Genomic DNA, 14,635 nt, shown 5'->3' on the forward strand with positions numbered 1-14,635 from the left:
CATAGTGCTAGCGCCTGGTGCCGAAGTTCTGGGTCCACCAGGGGCCGCCGTCACCGAAGTGGACGCCGACGCCGAGCTCCTTGAAGGAGCAGTTGAGGATGTTCGCGCGATGGCCCGAGCTGTTCATCCAGGCGTTCATGACGGACGCGGCGTCGGCCTGGCCCCGGGCTATGTTCTCGCCGAGCGTCGACCACACGTACCCGGCGGCCTCGACCCGGCTGCTCATCGTGGATCCGTCGGGCCCGGTGTGGGACATCACTCCGCTGCGGGCCATCACGTCGCTGTAGTCGTCGGCAGCCCGGGTCAGCGCGGCGTTGGAGGTCACCGGCGAGCAGCCGGCCGCGGCCCGCTCCTTGTTGACCAGCGAGAGCACCTGGGCCTCGGGCCCGCCGGACGTGGAGCCGCCCGAGCCGCCCGAAGTACCCGAGCCGCCGGACGTTCCCGATCCGCCCGACGTGCCGGATCCGCCGGAGCTGGACCCTGATCCGCCGCTGCCCCTCGAGGACTGCGTCGGCGTCCTGGTTTGCGTCCGGGGCGCGGCCGTCGGGGTGTGCGTGGGCTTCGGCTTGGCCGAGGCGGTGACGCTCGGACTCGGCGACGCGCTCGCGCTCGGTGTTCCCGATGGAGTGGCCGACGGTGTCGGATCGTTCGTCGCGGTGTCCGTCACAAGCGGCCCGGGCCCCTCCCCGGCGGCGTCGGCCGTCACCCGGCCCGAGGTGGCGCCCTGGTCGTCGTCGCCGGCGGCCAGGGCGATTCCGACCCCGGTGGTGACGGTGATCGCACCCAGCGCCAGTGCGACGGTGCGGGCCCGCAGTCCGCCCTTGGGGCGGCGGGCGCGTGAACGGGCGTTGGGGCTGGCGGCTCGACGAGAACCCATGCGTACGACACCTCGGAAAGGAAGACGGCAGTGCATTCGCGGTCCTGGTAGGCGTTGCCGCGCCCACCAGGACCGCGGTGGGGGTTGCCGAGATCGTAGGCCGCATCGAGGGCCGCACCCCCGCCGTAGTGGCATCTTCAAGAAGCCATAAGAAAGCCATCAGGCGCAGCCAAGGGAGTCCCTGCGGAGGCCGGTGCGCTGCGGCATACAGGTCCGGACCAATCCTCGCCGGCCGTACGCGGAGGCCCGGCTGTGCAACATCCACCCACCGTCGCCGTGTCGGCCGGTTTGACCGCCCTCATCCTCGCCGCACGCACGGCGGCACGCGCAGGTGGCGAAGGGCGAGAAGCCGCCCTGGACACCCTCCGGTGGGGCCGCGCGCGTGGGCGGTGCCACCTCTGTGCCCTCATGCGGGAGAGACGGACGACGGCCCCGGCCCGCAAGCGGATCGCCGAGTTGGAGGCCGAGTTGGCCATCCATCGGCGAGCCGCCGGACTGCTGGGTGAGGTGATGCCCTCAAAAGGCGGGGTTCGAAGCCATCCGTGTGATGGCCCGCGAGCCCTTGCCGGTGCAACCGGCCTGCCGGGTGCTGCATGTCGCGGAGTCCGGGTACTACGCCTGGCGGGACCGTCCGCCGTCGAACCGCCTGGTCAGACACGCCTGGTTGACGGAGGCCATCGTGGGCATCCACGCCGCTTCGCCGAGGCACCTACGGCTCCCACCGGGTGCACGCCGAGCTCCGCCTGGGCCTGAGCATCCATGTCAGCCACGGCAGCAGCTGCTGGCGATGCGGGCGCGGGACCGGCTGGGCGAGGTGTTCGCGGACGAGCCGTTCACCGAGACGTTCGGACGCCGTGGGGCGCCGGGCCTGCCGCCAGCTGTGCTGTCGCTGGTCACGGTGCTGCAGTTCACGGAGAACGTGACCGACCGGCAGGCCGCCGTGATGGCGGTTTGCGCGATCGACTCGAAGTACGCGGTCGGCGCGGAGCTGACCGATACCGTTTCGACGCGACCGTGCTGTCCCGGTTCAGGGCCCGGCTGGCCTAGTTGTTCTGTCCCGGGAGGTTGTGGACGGTGATGCAGGTCTCGGCTGAGGGATCTTGAAATGGGTGAGGGCCTTCTGGCCTGGTGTGGATTGCGACATCTGCACCGGCGACCAGAAAGGCCCTCGTGCCCCACCGTAATGCACCCCTGACCGAGACCGGCCGACTGCGACTGGCCCGATGCGTGGCCGAGGACGGATGGCCGCTTCGGCGGGCTGCCGAGCGCTTCCGGGTCTCGCCCTCCACTGCTCAGCGATGGGCTGATCGCTACCGGGCTCTGGGCGAGGCCGGGATGGCCGACCGCTCCAGCCGCCCGCACCACAGCCCTCGCCGCACACCGACCCGGACCGAGCGGCGGATCATCAAGATCCGTGTCCTGCGCCGGTGGGGGCCGGCCCGCATCGCGCACCTGCTCGGTCTGGTGCCCTCGACCGTGCACCGGGTCCTGACCCGCTACCGGCTGGCCCGCCTGTCCCACCTGGACCGGCCCACGGGCATGCCATCCGCCGCTACGAACGCGAGACTCCCGGGGAACTCGTCCACGTCGACATCAAGAAACTCGGCAACGTCCCCGACGGCGTCGGCCACAAACTTCACACGAAGGTCAATGACCCTCATGATCGCTCCGTTACCACCGAATATGGGACAAGGTCGAACGATTTACAGACCCACGCTCCCACGAACCGAAGTCACTATCGGGTGAGGAAGTCGAGGAGGATCTGTCGACTGGTCTGGGAGGTGAGACTGCCGTAGGCGTCGTCGAAGGCGTGCTCGGCGAAGGGCAGTTTCTTGACCGTGGTGTCGACGCCCTTGGCGCGCAGGGCGTCGGCGAGGCCCTCGATGGTGAGGGGGGTTGCGCTGCGGTCGCGGTCGCCGACGACGAGAAGGGTGGGCTGGAGCCCTGCGGTGACATGCGTGGTGGGCGAGACGGCACGGTAGCGGTCCGGGTGCTGTTGGGGAGTGCCGCCGGTGAACAGTTCGGCAGCCTCACGGCTGCCGGCGACATCGCGCTGCCACATGTCGGTGACGTCGGTGCCGGGGTAGAACCCGACGGCCGAGTCCGGGGGCTTGGGGGTGCGGCCGTCGGTGGCCATGAGGGTGCCGTTCCTCAGGCCCCAGGCAACGTCCAGGGCGAGAGTGCCGCCGGCAGACATGCCGCCCAGGGAAATGCGGTCGGGGTCGATGCCGTAGCGGTCGGCGTGGTCCTCGGTCCAGCGAAGTGCGGTGACGAGGTCCTGGGGAGCTTTGTCCCAGGTGGGCCGGTCGGGACGGGCGAGGCGGTAGTCGATGGCGATCGCGGCGACGCCGTGGTCGGCCAGCCACCGGGCGGTGCCGCGCAGGTCGCTCTTGTCGAACGTGTGGAAGCCGCCGGCATGCGCGAGCACGATCCCAGGGACCTTGCCCGAGCCGGTCTGTGCAGTGTCGGGAAGGTAGAGGTCGGCCTTCAGCTTCTCCCCGTCGCGCATGACGTAGATGGGGGAAGCGTCGGGGACGGTGCCAGGGTAGGCAATCTGGGTGAAGATCTCGCTGAAGGAGATTCGGGTGTCCTCTTTGCTGGCGGTGGCGTACTGGACCGCGGCAATAGCCAGGGCGAAGGCCGCCGACACGGCGGTGAGCGCGGTCAGTGTCCGACCCCAGCGAACAAGACCGCTGCGCCATGCCAGTACACCCAGGCCGAGCCCGACGAGAGCGAACAGCGCGATGTGGAACGGGTACTGGCCTCCCAGGACGGGCCCGATGACGCCGGCTTTCGGGATCGTCGGTATCCAGGCGCCACACACGATCGCTGCGGCGAGGAAGGCGATCAGCGAGGCGATCAGCGCGAGGACGATGCGGAGGATCCTGTGGACGGGCCCGGGGCGTGCCTGACGGCGGGTCGACCGGGCGGCCGTGGCAGAGGGCTGAGGCGTGGACATGTTGGCGCTCCGTGAGATGGGGTCACCGGCTGCCGGATCAGGCTGTGGCCGGATTTGGCACCAGCGTCCCGGCCGGACCTACTGACCGGCGTCCCTCCACCGAGCCAAACCGCCGCCTGGCTCCCCAGGGGTATGCGCGATCACCGCGGCTTGGAGCCGGGCACCACCAGGCCGCTCTCGTAGGCGAGGATGGCGGCCTGGGTGCGGTCCCGAAGCTGCGTCTTGCTCAGGATGCGGCCGATGTGGGTCTTGACCGTCTCCTCGGCGACCACGAGTTTCCGCGCGATCTCCGCGTTGGACAGGCCGAGTGCGACCTGAACCAGGACCTCGGTCTCCCGCGGCGTGAGCTCTTCGATCCGCGCCCCGGATGTGGGCCGGGGACCGGATGTGGCGCGGGCGAACTCGTTAATCAGCCGCATGGTCATGTCCGGGGCGAGCAGGGCGTCACCGCGGGCGACGATCCGCACCGCCTCCGCGAGCCGGTCACCCGAGGCTTCCTTGAGAAGGAAACCCCCCGCGCCGGCACGCAGCGCCTCGTACACGTACTCGTCCAGGTTGAACGTGGTCAGGATCAGGATCCTGCTAGCCGCCTCGAGGTGTGCGGTGATGCGGCGTGTGGCCTCGATGCCGTCCAGGTTCGGCATCCGGATGTCCATGACGACCACGTCCGGCCCGAGTTCCTCGGTGAGCGCGACGGCCTGTTCGCCGTCCTCGGCACACGCGATGACGTCGAGGTCTGATTGGGCGCCGAGCATGACCGAGAACGCGTCACGGACCATGGCCTGGTCGTCGGCGATCAGCACGCGGATCGTCACGGAGTGCGCTCCTTGCCGGTGGGTGGGGCGGGGACAGGGAGCACAGCACGGACCTCCCAGCCGCCGTCGGACGCGGGGCCGACGGTCAGCTCGCCGCCCAGCATCGCGGCACGCTCGCGCATGCCGGTCAGGCCGTGCCCTGCGCCCGGTGACGGTCCGGACGCCACGGGCACGGGAGTGTTGGTGACGCTCAGCGTCAGCATGTCGTGACCGTATCCGATCCGCACGCGGACCTCGGCGCCGGGCGCGTGCCGCAGGGCGTTGCTCAGTGCTTCCTGAACGACCCGGTACGCGGACAACTCCACCCCTGGCGGCAGGGCCCGTACGGTCCCCCGGACCCGCAAGATGACAGTCATCCCCGCGGCGCGGGCCGAGTCCAGCAGGTCGTCGAGTCGAACCAGGGAGGGCTGCGGAGCAGTGCCGGCTGCGCCGTCGCCGGGAGCCTCAAAGCGCAGCACGCCCAGCAGGCGGCGCAGCTCCGTCAGCGCCTCCAGCGCACCCGCCCGGATCGACGCGAACTCGCTGACGAGTTCGGTGGGCGGATCTGGCACACGGTAGCGGGCGGCGTCGGCCTGAACGGAGATCAGAGACATGTGATGGGCAACCACATCGTGCAACTCACGGGCGATTCGGGCCCGTTCCTCCAGCACGGTCCGTGCGGCTCGCTCGTGGGCGGTCGCAACGAACTGCTCAGCCAGCCGGGCACGATCCTCACGCCGTCCTCGCCTGACCGACCCCAAGACCGTCCCCACAACGAGTAACACGCTCCCAATGGCGGTCACGGGCCAGTCCCCGACGGCCGTCCCGGACAGCTTCAGAACCAGCATGAGCAAGGCCGTGACCGCGGTTGCCACAGCCGCCGAGAAGGGACGAACCCGCAGCGACAGCAGGAGCAGCACCAAGGCCTGTACCGCCCACACCCACAGCCAGTTGTCGGGCGTGGGCGGATGCCCCACCACGACGACGACCGTCATGGCCATGGCCAGCCACCATGCCGGCGCGGGCCACCGCAACGCCACCACCACGGTGACGGCGTGCACCGCAGCCAGCACCTGTGCAGTGACATCCGCGCCGGTCCCGCCCAACGCCACAGCGCACAGGAACACCGAGACCTGCGGCAGCCGGCTCAAGCGGCGAGGCCAGGACAGCGGCGGCAAAGGCCGGGCCCTCGCAGTCAGTAGATCCACCCGAAGCCCCGGCAGCGCCGACCTGCATGGCGCAAATCCGCTGACACCCTCCTGTATTCGTAGATTTTCTGACACAACAGGCATCCTCAGGGGTCAGCACGTGGCAATGCCACACGACAGTAGACAGCGAACCTTCTGAGCGCATCCCCCCACAGAGCTCACCAGCGTATGGCTCCCCGGAGCCACATGCGCAGTACACCCGAGGGCAGCGCCGGGCCCGAAACCCGGCCTATCTGGGGCTGCGGAATCTGCCAGCGAAAGTCCGCCGGTGCGGCGACCCGGTCCAGGCCCGTGCGCCGCGCCAGCGGATGGTCAGCGTGCCGAGCGCGGATCCCAACGATCCGGCATACCGCAGGCTGCGCTACATGTCGAGACGCGGACGATCGGCTCCTCGGCCTGAAGCTTCCCTTTGGTCGTGGACGCCTGGAGACTGGGACGTGAGGTTCCAGAGGAAGTAGTGCCAGATGGGAAGCGAGAGCGACAGCAGCAGGCGATATACGGAGGAGTTCAAGCGGGACGCGGTCGCGCTCGTGCGTTCCTCCGGGAAGACCGTCACCGAGGTGGCCGGGCAGCTCGGGGTGAGCTCCGAGGGAACTGGGTCTCAAGCAGGACGCGATCGATCGCGGACAGGGGGCGCCGGGAGAACTCACGACGGCCGAGCGCGATGAGCTGCGTCGGCTGCGGAGGCTGGCCGCCGAGCAGGCGGAGACGATCGAGGCGCTGCGAAAAGTGGCGGTCTTCTTCGCGAAGGAGAGCGATCGATGAGCGAGGTGTAGGCGTTCATCCGCCGCAGTCGTCTATTGCGACAAGAGCGGCTCCCAAGACCAGCTCATGGTCGTCCGCCGTGGCTACGGCAAAGGTGCCGCGGTCGTGTCCCTTCTCGTGGTGTAGCCGATCATCCGGCGGTCGTGTTGGTGGTGTCGGGTAGCGCGGGGGCGCTTTCGGAGCGCTCGGCGGGGTAGAGCTGGTCCATGCTTCCTTCGGGGCAGGTAGCGGCGGGGGAAGGCGATCCATTCGTCGTGCAGTTCGAAGAGCACGGCGGTGACCAGCCGTAGGAGCGCGTCATCGTTGGGGAAGACCTGGACGACGTCGGTGCGGCGCTTGACCTCGCGGTTGATCCGCTCCAGTGGATTGGTGGACTGGATCTTCTTCCCATGTCGCTCCGGGAAGGCGGCGAAGGCGGTCAGATCGTCCTTCGCGTCCAGCAGCATCTCCCTGACCTTCGGGAACTGCTTGCCGAGCATGTCGGCGACGGTGTCGAGCTGGGTGCGGACCGCGTCGGCTGTGGGCTGGGCGAAGATCGTGCGGATCGTCGCGGCGACCATCTCCGCCGCTTCCTTCTTGATCACGCTGAACACGTTGCGCAGGAAGTGAACGCGACAGCGCTGGTAGGCGGCTCCGAGCATGACCTTGCGGATGGCCTTGACCAGCCCCAAGTGGTGGTCTCCGATCACGAGCCGGACCCCGGTCAGACCGCGTTCGCGCAGGTGACGCAGGAACTCGGTCCAGAACATCTCGGTCTCGCTGTCGCCTACCATCACGCCCAGCACCTCGCGGCCGCCGTCCTCGGTGATCCCGGTGGCGATCACCACTGCCCTCGACACGATCTGGTGATCGACCCTCGCCTTGCAGTAGGTGGCGTCCAGGTAGATGTACGGGAAGCGGACGTGGTCCAGGGTCCGGGCACGGAACGCGGTCAGCTGGCCGTCCAGGTCCTGGCAGATCCGTGAGACCTCGCTCTTGGATATCCCGGTGTCCGCGCCGAGGGCCTTGACCAGGTCGTCGACCGACCGCGTGGAGACGCCGTGGACGTATGCCTCCATGATGACCGCGTAGAGGGCCTGGTCGATGCGGCGGCGTCGCTCCAGCAGCGCGGGGAAGAAGCTCCCCGACCGGAGCTTGGGGATCGCAAGGTCCAGGTCGCCGGCCTGCGTGCTGACCGTCTTGTCGCGGTGGCCGTTGCGAAGCGCGGTGCGCGTCTCCGTGCGCTCATTCCACTCCGCGCCGATCCGGGCCGTGGCCTCGGCCTCGATCAGCTCCTGGAGCATCCGCTCGGCCACGCCGCGGACGAGTTCAAGCCCGTCCGCCGAACGTAGTGACTCCAGCAGGCGTAGTAGGTCAGACTGGGACAGGGCCACCGTGCACCTCCCGGGTTGAACTGGCCGTTCACCAAGGAGAGTTGCAGGTGGCCCGCCTGCTGGGCAGGGAGCGGAATCGCTGTCAGCGCACGCCCCCGGCGCACTCCCTAACCGTGATCGGCTACACCACGTCAAGGGACGCCATCGCTTCACCGTTGGACGGTGGCCGATCCCGGCCGCCGATTCGATGACCTGTTCAACTTCGTGCACGATCCGGCGACGCTGTTGGTGGCGTTCGATCGGGTCGCGGGCAACCAGGGAGCCCGGACTCCCGGCGTCGACGGCCTGACGGCCACCGATGTTGAGGAGTCGATCGGTGTTCCCGGGTTCCTGAACGACTTGCGGGCCGCCCTCAAGGACGGTTCGTTCCGTCCTCTGCCGGTGCGGGAACGCAGTATCCCCAAGCCGGGAGGCTCGGGAAAGGTCCGCAAGCTCGGGATTCCGACGATTGCGGACCGGGTTGTTCAGGCGGCGCTGAAGCTGGTGCTGGAACCGATCTTCGAGGCCGACTTCAAGCCGGTCTCCTACGGGTTCCGGCCCCGACGGCGGGCCCAGGACGCGATCGCCGAGATCCACTATTTCGGCAGCCGGGGATACCGCTGGGTGCTGGATGCGGACATCGAGGCGTGCTTTGACTCGATCGACCACACGGCCCTGATGGACCGAGTGCGTCGCCGGGTGGGTCATGTCCCCTGTGGTGGTGTAGCCGGACCGATCTGGTCGTTGTTGGGGTAGATCTTGTCCATACTGCCTTCGGGGAGGTAGCGGCGGGGGAAGGCGATCCACTCGTCGTGCATCTCGATGAGCACGGCGGTGGTGAGGCGTTCGAGGGCGTCGGGGTTGGGGAAGATCTGCACGACGTCGGTCCGGCGTTTGATCTCGCGGTTGATCCGCTCCAGCGGATTGGTCGACTGGATCTTCTTCCAGTGCCGATCAGGGAAGTCCGCGAACGCGGTCAAGTCCTCCTTCGCTTCCAGGAGCATGGACCTGACCTTGGGGAACTGGCGGCCGAGCATGTCGGCGACGGTGTCGAGCTGGGCCCGGACGGCTGCGGCGTCGGGCTGGGCGAAGACCGTGCGGATGGTGGCCGCCACCATCTCCGCGGAATCCTTCGGGATCACCGCGAAGACGTTGCGCAGGAAATGAACGCGGCACCTTTGGTAGCCGGCGCCGAGCATGACCTTGCGCACGGCCTTGACCAGACCGCTGTGGTGGTCGGCGATGACCAGGCGGACCCCGGACAGACCGCGCTCGCGCAGGGAGCGCAGGAACTCGCTCCAGAACGCCTCGGTCTCGCTGTCCCCGACCATCAGGCCCAGCACTTCGCGTCCGCCGTCCTCGGTGATGCCGGTGGCGATGACTACGGCCTGGGACACGATCTGATGGTTCACGCGGGCCTTGCAGTACGTCGCGTCCAGGTAGATGTAGGGGAAACGGGTGTGATCCAGCGGCCGGGTGCGGAAGACGGTGAGTTCGGCGTCCAGCCCGGTGCAGAGCCGGGACACCTCGCTCTTGGAGATGCCGCTGTCAGCACCCAGTGCCCTGACCAGGTCGTCGACGCTGCGGGTGGACACTCCGTGGACGTATGCCTCGACGATGACGGCGTAGAGGGCCTGGTCGATGCGGCGACGGCGTTCCAGCAGGCTGGGGAAGAAGCTGCCGGTGCGGACCTTGGGGATGGCCAGGTCCAGGTCCCCGGCCTGCGTGGTCAGTACTTTGTCGCGGTGACCGTTGCGCCAGGTCGTACGGGTGTCGGCGTGCTCGCCGGGCTCCGCGCCGATGTGGGCGGTGGCCTCGGCCTCGATGAGTTCCTGCAGGATCCGCTGGGCCAGGACCCTGATCAACTCGATTCCGTCCGCCGTACGCAGTGACTCCATCAGCCGAAGTAAGTCATGCTGGGACAAGGCCATCGTGTCACCTCTCTCAACGAGCTTCGCTACTCGGAGAGTTGCGCGATGGCCGCCTCATGACCAGGGGCTATGCGGAGATCGCTGCTACACCACTCGGCGGGACACCATCGCCGGGTGAAGGACAAGCGTGTCCTGGCGCTGGTCAAAGCCTTCCTCAAGGCCGGAGTTTTCACGGAACTCGGCGAGAGCAAGGACACGCTGACCGGCACCCCGCAAGGCGGCATCCTGTCCCCGCTGCTGGCGAACATTGCCCTGTCGGCGCTCGACGAGCACCTGCACGGCCCGTGGGAACCAGGTGGGGCGATGGCTACCGAAGGCAAACGCGCCTACCGGCGCCGCAAAGGTCAACCCACGTGGCGGGTCGTCCGCTACGCGGACGACTTCGTCGTCCTGGTGCACGGCACCGAAGGGGACATCGCGGCACTGCGCGAAGAGGTCGCTGACGTGCTCGAACCTCTCGGTCTGCGGCTGTCGCAGGCCAAGACCAGGATCGTGCACATGAGCGACGGGTTCGACTTCCTGGGCTTCCGCATCCAGTGGAAACGCAAAGGAGGCACGAACAAGTGGCACGTCTACACCTTCATCGCCGACCGGCCCATCCGGTCGCTGAAGGCGAAGGTCCGTGCTCTGACAGGCAGGACATCGCAGCAGGATCTTGCCACCGTGCTGAAGAGACTCACTCAGATCATGCGCGGTTGGGCCAACTACTTCAAGCACGCAGTCGCCAAGCATGTCTTCGACAGGCTCGACGCCTTCGTGTGGTGGCGTCTTATCCGCATGCTGCGGGAACGTCACCGATGGAGTTGGGGCGACGTCCGCCGCCGGTTCACCACCCCCACCGGGCGGTGGCGACCCATCGCGGCGGACGGGATCGAACTGTTCCGGATCGCATCGGTCACGGTCTCCCGTTACCGATACCGGGCCAGCACGACCCCCAACCCATGGCAGCCTGCGAACCACGTCTGACGGCAGAGACCGTGGAGAGCCCGTTGCGTTGAGAGGCGCACGGCGGGTTCGGCGAGAGGTCCGGAGAAACGGGCCGGGAGCAATCCCGGCACCGCGCTCCGGGCCTACTCAGCGAATCGGTCACGAGTGGTGATCAGCGGGTGTTTCGAGTGCTTGGAGGATCTGTCGCACTTCCTGGCGCCACTGATCGGCGTCGGCGCTGTCCACCCAGCCGGTTGTCATCTCCGATCCGCCCTGGAGAACCCGGTCCAGTGCGAGTCTCGCCGACGCGCGAAGCGAGGCCGGCAGTTCGGGCAGTGGTTCCCTGGGGCCGTCATCGGGGTCGATCACGATGGGGCTGTCCGGGAGGGTGCTGGCGGCGAGAGCGCCAGCGGCAACGGCTTCGGCCCGGTCTCCGCCACCGACGCGCTCTCCCGAGTCGGTTACTCGCTGGAACGCCCCCTCCAGCACGTCGATGACCCGGCTGGGGGTGAGTCCCTCGAGTTCATCGGCGAAGTCTGCGGCTGTCGGCGTACACGTGAACGTGGCCCTGGCGATATTTTCGTGAAGCGGGGTTGTGCCTCTGTGCGCTGGTGACGCTCCGTCACGGGTAGGGGGAGGGTCGTGTTATGACTCAATCCCGACATGGAATCGCGTCTCCACCTGACCCGGGGCGGTCACTGCGCGCTGCCGGATCCCAGGAGCAGGGTGGCCGGGGCACCGATGGCGGCGCGGGACAGCAACCTCCTGCAGGGATCCAGCACCCCACCCGTCGCTGAAGCAGCCCGTCGCATTGCCTCGGAGGCGGGGAGACCGTACACTTTCATGTGTAAGAAAAGCCTTACGCATGGAGGAGGTTGATGGTGGCCGCACCGCTGACCGGCGACGAACTGGTCATGATGCTGGCGGCGCTGGCCAACCCCCTCCGGGTCCGCATCGTGGCGAGACTGGCCGTGCGCCGGGACTATGTGAGCAATCTGGCTCGCGAAATCGGTGTGAGCCGTCCTCTCCTCCGTATGCACCTGCAGCGCCTGGAGGAGGCCGGACTGGTCGTCGGCACGATGGAGTTGTCCGACGACGGCAAGGCCATGAAGTACTTCGAAGTCATCGACTTCGACCTGCACCTGTCCGCCTCGGCGCTGACCGAGGCGGCCAAGTCCCTGACCACTTCGGACCCGGGCAAGGGTCCCGCACGCAAGGAGTAGTCCTGATGGACGTCACGACCTGGCCGGGGGCGATTCTCGTTCTCGGCGTGCTGCTCATGGCCACGACGCTGATCGGTGGCTCGATGTCGGTCCACCTGGAGATCCGCAAGGCCAAGCTCCAGGCCATGCAGCGGGAGGACCTGCGGCAACTCGTGCAGCGCTACGAAAAGCTCGCCGAGAGCACCGTCGACGCACAGCAGCGAGCCGCCGCCGATGTGGCCGAGTTGCGGTCGAGGACCGTCTCCATAGAACAGATCCTGCGAACGGTCGAGTAGCAGTGGACGGGGGCACTCATATGAAGGCGGTCGTCCACCGTGCCTTCGGCGCTCCCGAGGTGCTGAGCGTCGAGGAGGTGCCCAAGCCCACGCCCAAGGCCGGCGAACTGCTGATCCGCATTCGTGCGGCGGCGCTCACGGCCGTGGACTGCGCCGCACGCCAGGGCAGGCCCTTCTCGGCGAGGCTGGCCTTCGGGCCCTTCAGCCCGAGGAACCCCGTCCTCGGGGGCGCGTGTGCGGGAGATGTCGAGGTGGTCGGTACGGGTGTGCGGCGGTTCGCCATAGGCGACCGGGTCGTCGCGATCAGCGGATCGTTCGGCATGCACGCCGAGTACGTCTGTGTCCGGGAGGACTCGGCGGTGACCGCCATGTCCTCCGGCCTGACGCATGCCGAGGCCGTGGCTGTTTCCGAGGGGGCGCTCACCGCGCTGCCCTTCCTCCGGGACGCGGCGAACCTGCGGGCCGGGCAGTCGATTCTCGTCAACGGCGCCTCGGGCAGCGTCGGGACCGCGGCGGTGCAACTCGCCCAGCATCTCGGGGCCGAGGTCACCGGGGTGTGCAGCACGGCGAACATCGAGCTCGTGCGATCGCTGGGAGCCCACGAGATCATCGACTACACCAAGGAGGGTTTCGCGCGGAACCGACGGACCTACGACGTCATCTTCGACGCTGTGGGGAAGAGTTCGTTCGCCTACTGCCGCGGTGCGCTCAAGCGGGGAGGGATCTACCTCACCACCGCTCCGAGCATGGCCATCCTTGGCCAGACGCTGTGGACGAAGCTCAGGAGCAAGAAGGCACGCATTGAGTTCACCGGGCTGAGGCCGCCGCGTGAGAAGACCAAGGACCTCGTGCTGCTCGGGGAACTCGCCGGGGCAGGAGCGATCCGAGCTGTCATCGACCGGACCTACCCCTTGGAACAGGCCGCCGAAGCTCACGGATACGTCGACACCGGGCGCAAGAGGGGCGCCGTCATCATGCTTGCTGGTGGACCGGGGTGAGCGATACCGGAGGAGCGACACCGAACGCGGCTGATTGCGCGGCCGGGGCGCATGCGGCCGGGGAAGCGGCCGTACGGTCCGGCCGAACCGTCGCTCGCTCCACCTGCGTGGGGATCTTTGCCGCCACCCCGCGGGGAGCCGGACGTGTGTCGATCCCCTCGCAGCGTGGAGACGGTCTATGCGGCCAGTCCCTCGGCGAGGGTGGCTCGGTAGTCACGTTCGTAGGCGATCGGGCTCTTGAACCCGCACATGCTGTGTAGCCGCCTGGCGTTGTGGAAGTCGGTGATCCAGGTGGCGAACGAGGCGAGGCCAACCGGGTGTCGGCGCGGACCCGCGAGATGATCCGCGCAGTCTGCAGAGTGCGGGCCACATCGTCGGCCTCGGTGACCCGGGTGCGCGTGGGCGCGGGTCCAGGCCGCTGACGCGCTGCTGCAGTCGTCGCAGTGCGAGGCCCGCCCGGGCGATCACGCCCAGCAGGCGGTCTTGACCTTGCGGGGGTCGCGGTCTGCCGACTCTGGTGGATTGCCGGGCATCTGCGCTGCGTCACCGGAAGCCGCGAGCCGTGGCCGTCCGGACACCATCCGTGAACCCTTGGTCCTAAGCAGGGGCGGGGCTCCCGGAGCGAAACTCGCGTGGAGGGGTTTCCGGTTACGGGCCTCGCTGGATCGGGCCGTGCTGCCGACGCGCTTCCCGGGACCCTGGGACCCGAGCTCGGGCCGGTTCAGGGCGAGTTCGAGTTCGGCGCGCAGAGCCGTGAGGGGGGTGCGCAGTTCGTGCGAGGCGTCGGCGACGAACTGCCGCTGCTGGGCGACGGCAGTCTCCAGCTGGTTGAGGGTGTCGCTCATGGTGGTGGCCAGGCGGGTGATCTCGCTGCCGGAGCGGAGACGGGGACGCGCCGGTCGAGGTGGTGGGCGCTGAGATTGACGAATTCGGTACCGATGGCCTCGACGGGCCGTAGCGCGCGGCCCGTGATGAGCCAGGTGCTTGCGGCGACGAGGACACAGCACGGGCGCCGGTCGAGCGCGGCGTCACACGACTGAAGGCGTGGCGGATCTTCCGCAGGCCCCGGTGCGATCCGAATCGAATGCCGTCCATCGCCGTCTTTACCCTGGAGCGGCAGGTTTGAAACGTCTGAGTTAATACTTACGGTCGTTGTCGAGAGCGATCACATCAAGCCATGATGGCCAGGAAGGGCGCTTGAAAGTTTAAATCGAACCTGAAAGCCTTGATCGCTGAGGGACGGGGAAGGATTTTAAATGCCCACAAGGTCATTTCTGGCAGAATCTGCGCGCATATTTCCCAATGCTGGAACATGCGCAAAATGTC

12 protein-coding genes and 4 pseudogenes are annotated in these 14,635 nt (G+C 68.0%); 8 read left to right on the top strand and 8 right to left on the bottom strand.

Features of this window, described 5'->3' with window-relative positions; all coding sequences use genetic code 11:
• Positions 1-7 precede the first annotated feature (7 nt).
• Positions 8-877: a CAP domain-containing protein gene (locus O7595_RS33120; protein WP_269732273.1), complete on the bottom strand. Its 870-nt coding sequence runs from the start codon at positions 875-877 to the stop codon at positions 8-10.
• 1,170 nt (positions 878-2,047) lie between these two features.
• Here O7595_RS33120 and O7595_RS33125 point away from each other — a divergent pair.
• Positions 2,048-2,509: pseudogene (locus tag O7595_RS33125) on the top strand (helix-turn-helix domain-containing protein); the annotation flags it as partial.
• A gap of 103 nt (positions 2,510-2,612) precedes the next feature.
• Here the strand turns inward: O7595_RS33125 and O7595_RS33130 are convergent.
• From O7595_RS33130 to O7595_RS33140, 3 genes are all read right to left on the bottom strand, one after another.
• Positions 2,613-3,836, bottom strand: a complete 1,224-nt coding sequence (locus tag O7595_RS33130) for an alpha/beta hydrolase (RefSeq protein WP_269732274.1) — start codon at positions 3,834-3,836, stop codon at positions 2,613-2,615.
• A 140-nt stretch (positions 3,837-3,976) separates the two neighbouring features.
• Positions 3,977-4,651 (bottom strand): response regulator, encoded by a 675-nt coding sequence (locus O7595_RS33135; protein WP_269732275.1) that lies wholly within the window; start codon positions 4,649-4,651, stop codon positions 3,977-3,979.
• Positions 4,648-5,781, bottom strand: coding sequence for a sensor histidine kinase (locus O7595_RS33140; RefSeq protein WP_269732276.1), 1,134 nt, complete (start codon positions 5,779-5,781; stop codon positions 4,648-4,650). The genes O7595_RS33135 and O7595_RS33140 overlap by 4 nt, the downstream gene beginning before the upstream one ends.
• 521 nt (positions 5,782-6,302) lie before the next feature.
• On the opposite strand from O7595_RS33140, the gene O7595_RS34010 reads away from it, so the two are divergent.
• The gene (locus O7595_RS34010; protein WP_443071796.1) at positions 6,303-6,506 is read left to right on the top strand and encodes a transposase; all 204 of its coding nucleotides are present in this window, start codon (positions 6,303-6,305) and stop codon (positions 6,504-6,506) included.
• 227 nt (positions 6,507-6,733) lie between these two features.
• On the opposite strand, the pseudogene O7595_RS33145 reads toward O7595_RS34010, so the two are convergent.
• Positions 6,734-7,976 (bottom strand): annotated as a pseudogene (locus tag O7595_RS33145) (IS256 family transposase).
• A gap of 162 nt (positions 7,977-8,138) precedes the next feature.
• Here O7595_RS33145 and O7595_RS33150 point away from each other — a divergent pair.
• Positions 8,139-8,657 (top strand): annotated as a pseudogene (locus O7595_RS33150) (reverse transcriptase domain-containing protein); the annotation flags it as partial.
• 2 nt (positions 8,658-8,659) lie between these two features.
• Here the strand turns inward: O7595_RS33150 and O7595_RS33155 are convergent.
• Positions 8,660-9,886, bottom strand: coding sequence for an IS256 family transposase (locus tag O7595_RS33155; protein ID WP_269726693.1), 1,227 nt, complete (start codon positions 9,884-9,886; stop codon positions 8,660-8,662).
• 114 nt (positions 9,887-10,000) lie between these two features.
• On the opposite strand from O7595_RS33155, the gene O7595_RS33160 reads away from it, so the two are divergent.
• The gene (locus O7595_RS33160) at positions 10,001-10,852 is read left to right on the top strand and encodes a group II intron maturase-specific domain-containing protein (protein ID WP_269732277.1); all 852 of its coding nucleotides are present in this window, start codon (positions 10,001-10,003) and stop codon (positions 10,850-10,852) included.
• Positions 10,853-10,972: 120 nt separating this feature from the next.
• Here O7595_RS33160 and O7595_RS33165 read toward each other — a convergent pair whose 3' ends face one another.
• The gene (locus O7595_RS33165; protein ID WP_269732710.1) at positions 10,973-11,389 is read right to left on the bottom strand and encodes a DUF4259 domain-containing protein; all 417 of its coding nucleotides are present in this window, start codon (positions 11,387-11,389) and stop codon (positions 10,973-10,975) included.
• A 302-nt stretch (positions 11,390-11,691) separates the two neighbouring features.
• Between O7595_RS33165 and O7595_RS33170 the strand changes: the two genes are divergently transcribed.
• From O7595_RS33170 to O7595_RS33180, 3 genes are read left to right on the top strand one after another with little or no spacing between them, the layout of a single operon-like run.
• On the top strand, positions 11,692-12,036 hold the full coding sequence (locus tag O7595_RS33170; RefSeq protein WP_269732278.1) for an ArsR/SmtB family transcription factor: 345 nt from the start codon (positions 11,692-11,694) through the stop codon (positions 12,034-12,036).
• A 5-nt stretch (positions 12,037-12,041) separates the two neighbouring features.
• Positions 12,042-12,311 carry a hypothetical protein gene (locus O7595_RS33175; protein ID WP_269732279.1) on the top strand — a complete coding sequence of 90 codons (270 nt, stop codon included), beginning with the start codon at positions 12,042-12,044 and terminating at the stop codon, positions 12,309-12,311.
• 20 nt (positions 12,312-12,331) lie between these two features.
• Positions 12,332-13,309 carry an NAD(P)-dependent alcohol dehydrogenase gene (locus tag O7595_RS33180; protein WP_269732280.1) on the top strand — a complete coding sequence of 326 codons (978 nt, stop codon included), beginning with the start codon at positions 12,332-12,334 and terminating at the stop codon, positions 13,307-13,309.
• Between the two features lie 464 nt (positions 13,310-13,773).
• Here the strand turns inward: O7595_RS33180 and O7595_RS34015 are convergent, their stop codons facing one another.
• Entirely contained in the window at positions 13,774-14,154 is a 381-nt protein-coding gene (locus O7595_RS34015) for a histidine kinase dimerization/phospho-acceptor domain-containing protein (RefSeq protein ID WP_443071797.1), read from the bottom strand.
• 158 nt (positions 14,155-14,312) lie between these two features.
• On the opposite strand from O7595_RS34015, the pseudogene O7595_RS33190 reads away from it, so the two are divergent.
• Positions 14,313-14,435 (top strand): annotated as a pseudogene (locus tag O7595_RS33190) (IS5/IS1182 family transposase); the annotation flags it as partial.
• Between the last annotated feature and the right edge of the window lie 200 nt (positions 14,436-14,635).

Origin of the sequence: Streptomyces sp. WMMC940, from assembly GCF_027460265.1 — a bacterium.
In the GTDB taxonomy this organism is placed as follows: domain Bacteria; phylum Actinomycetota; class Actinomycetes; order Streptomycetales; family Streptomycetaceae; genus Streptomyces.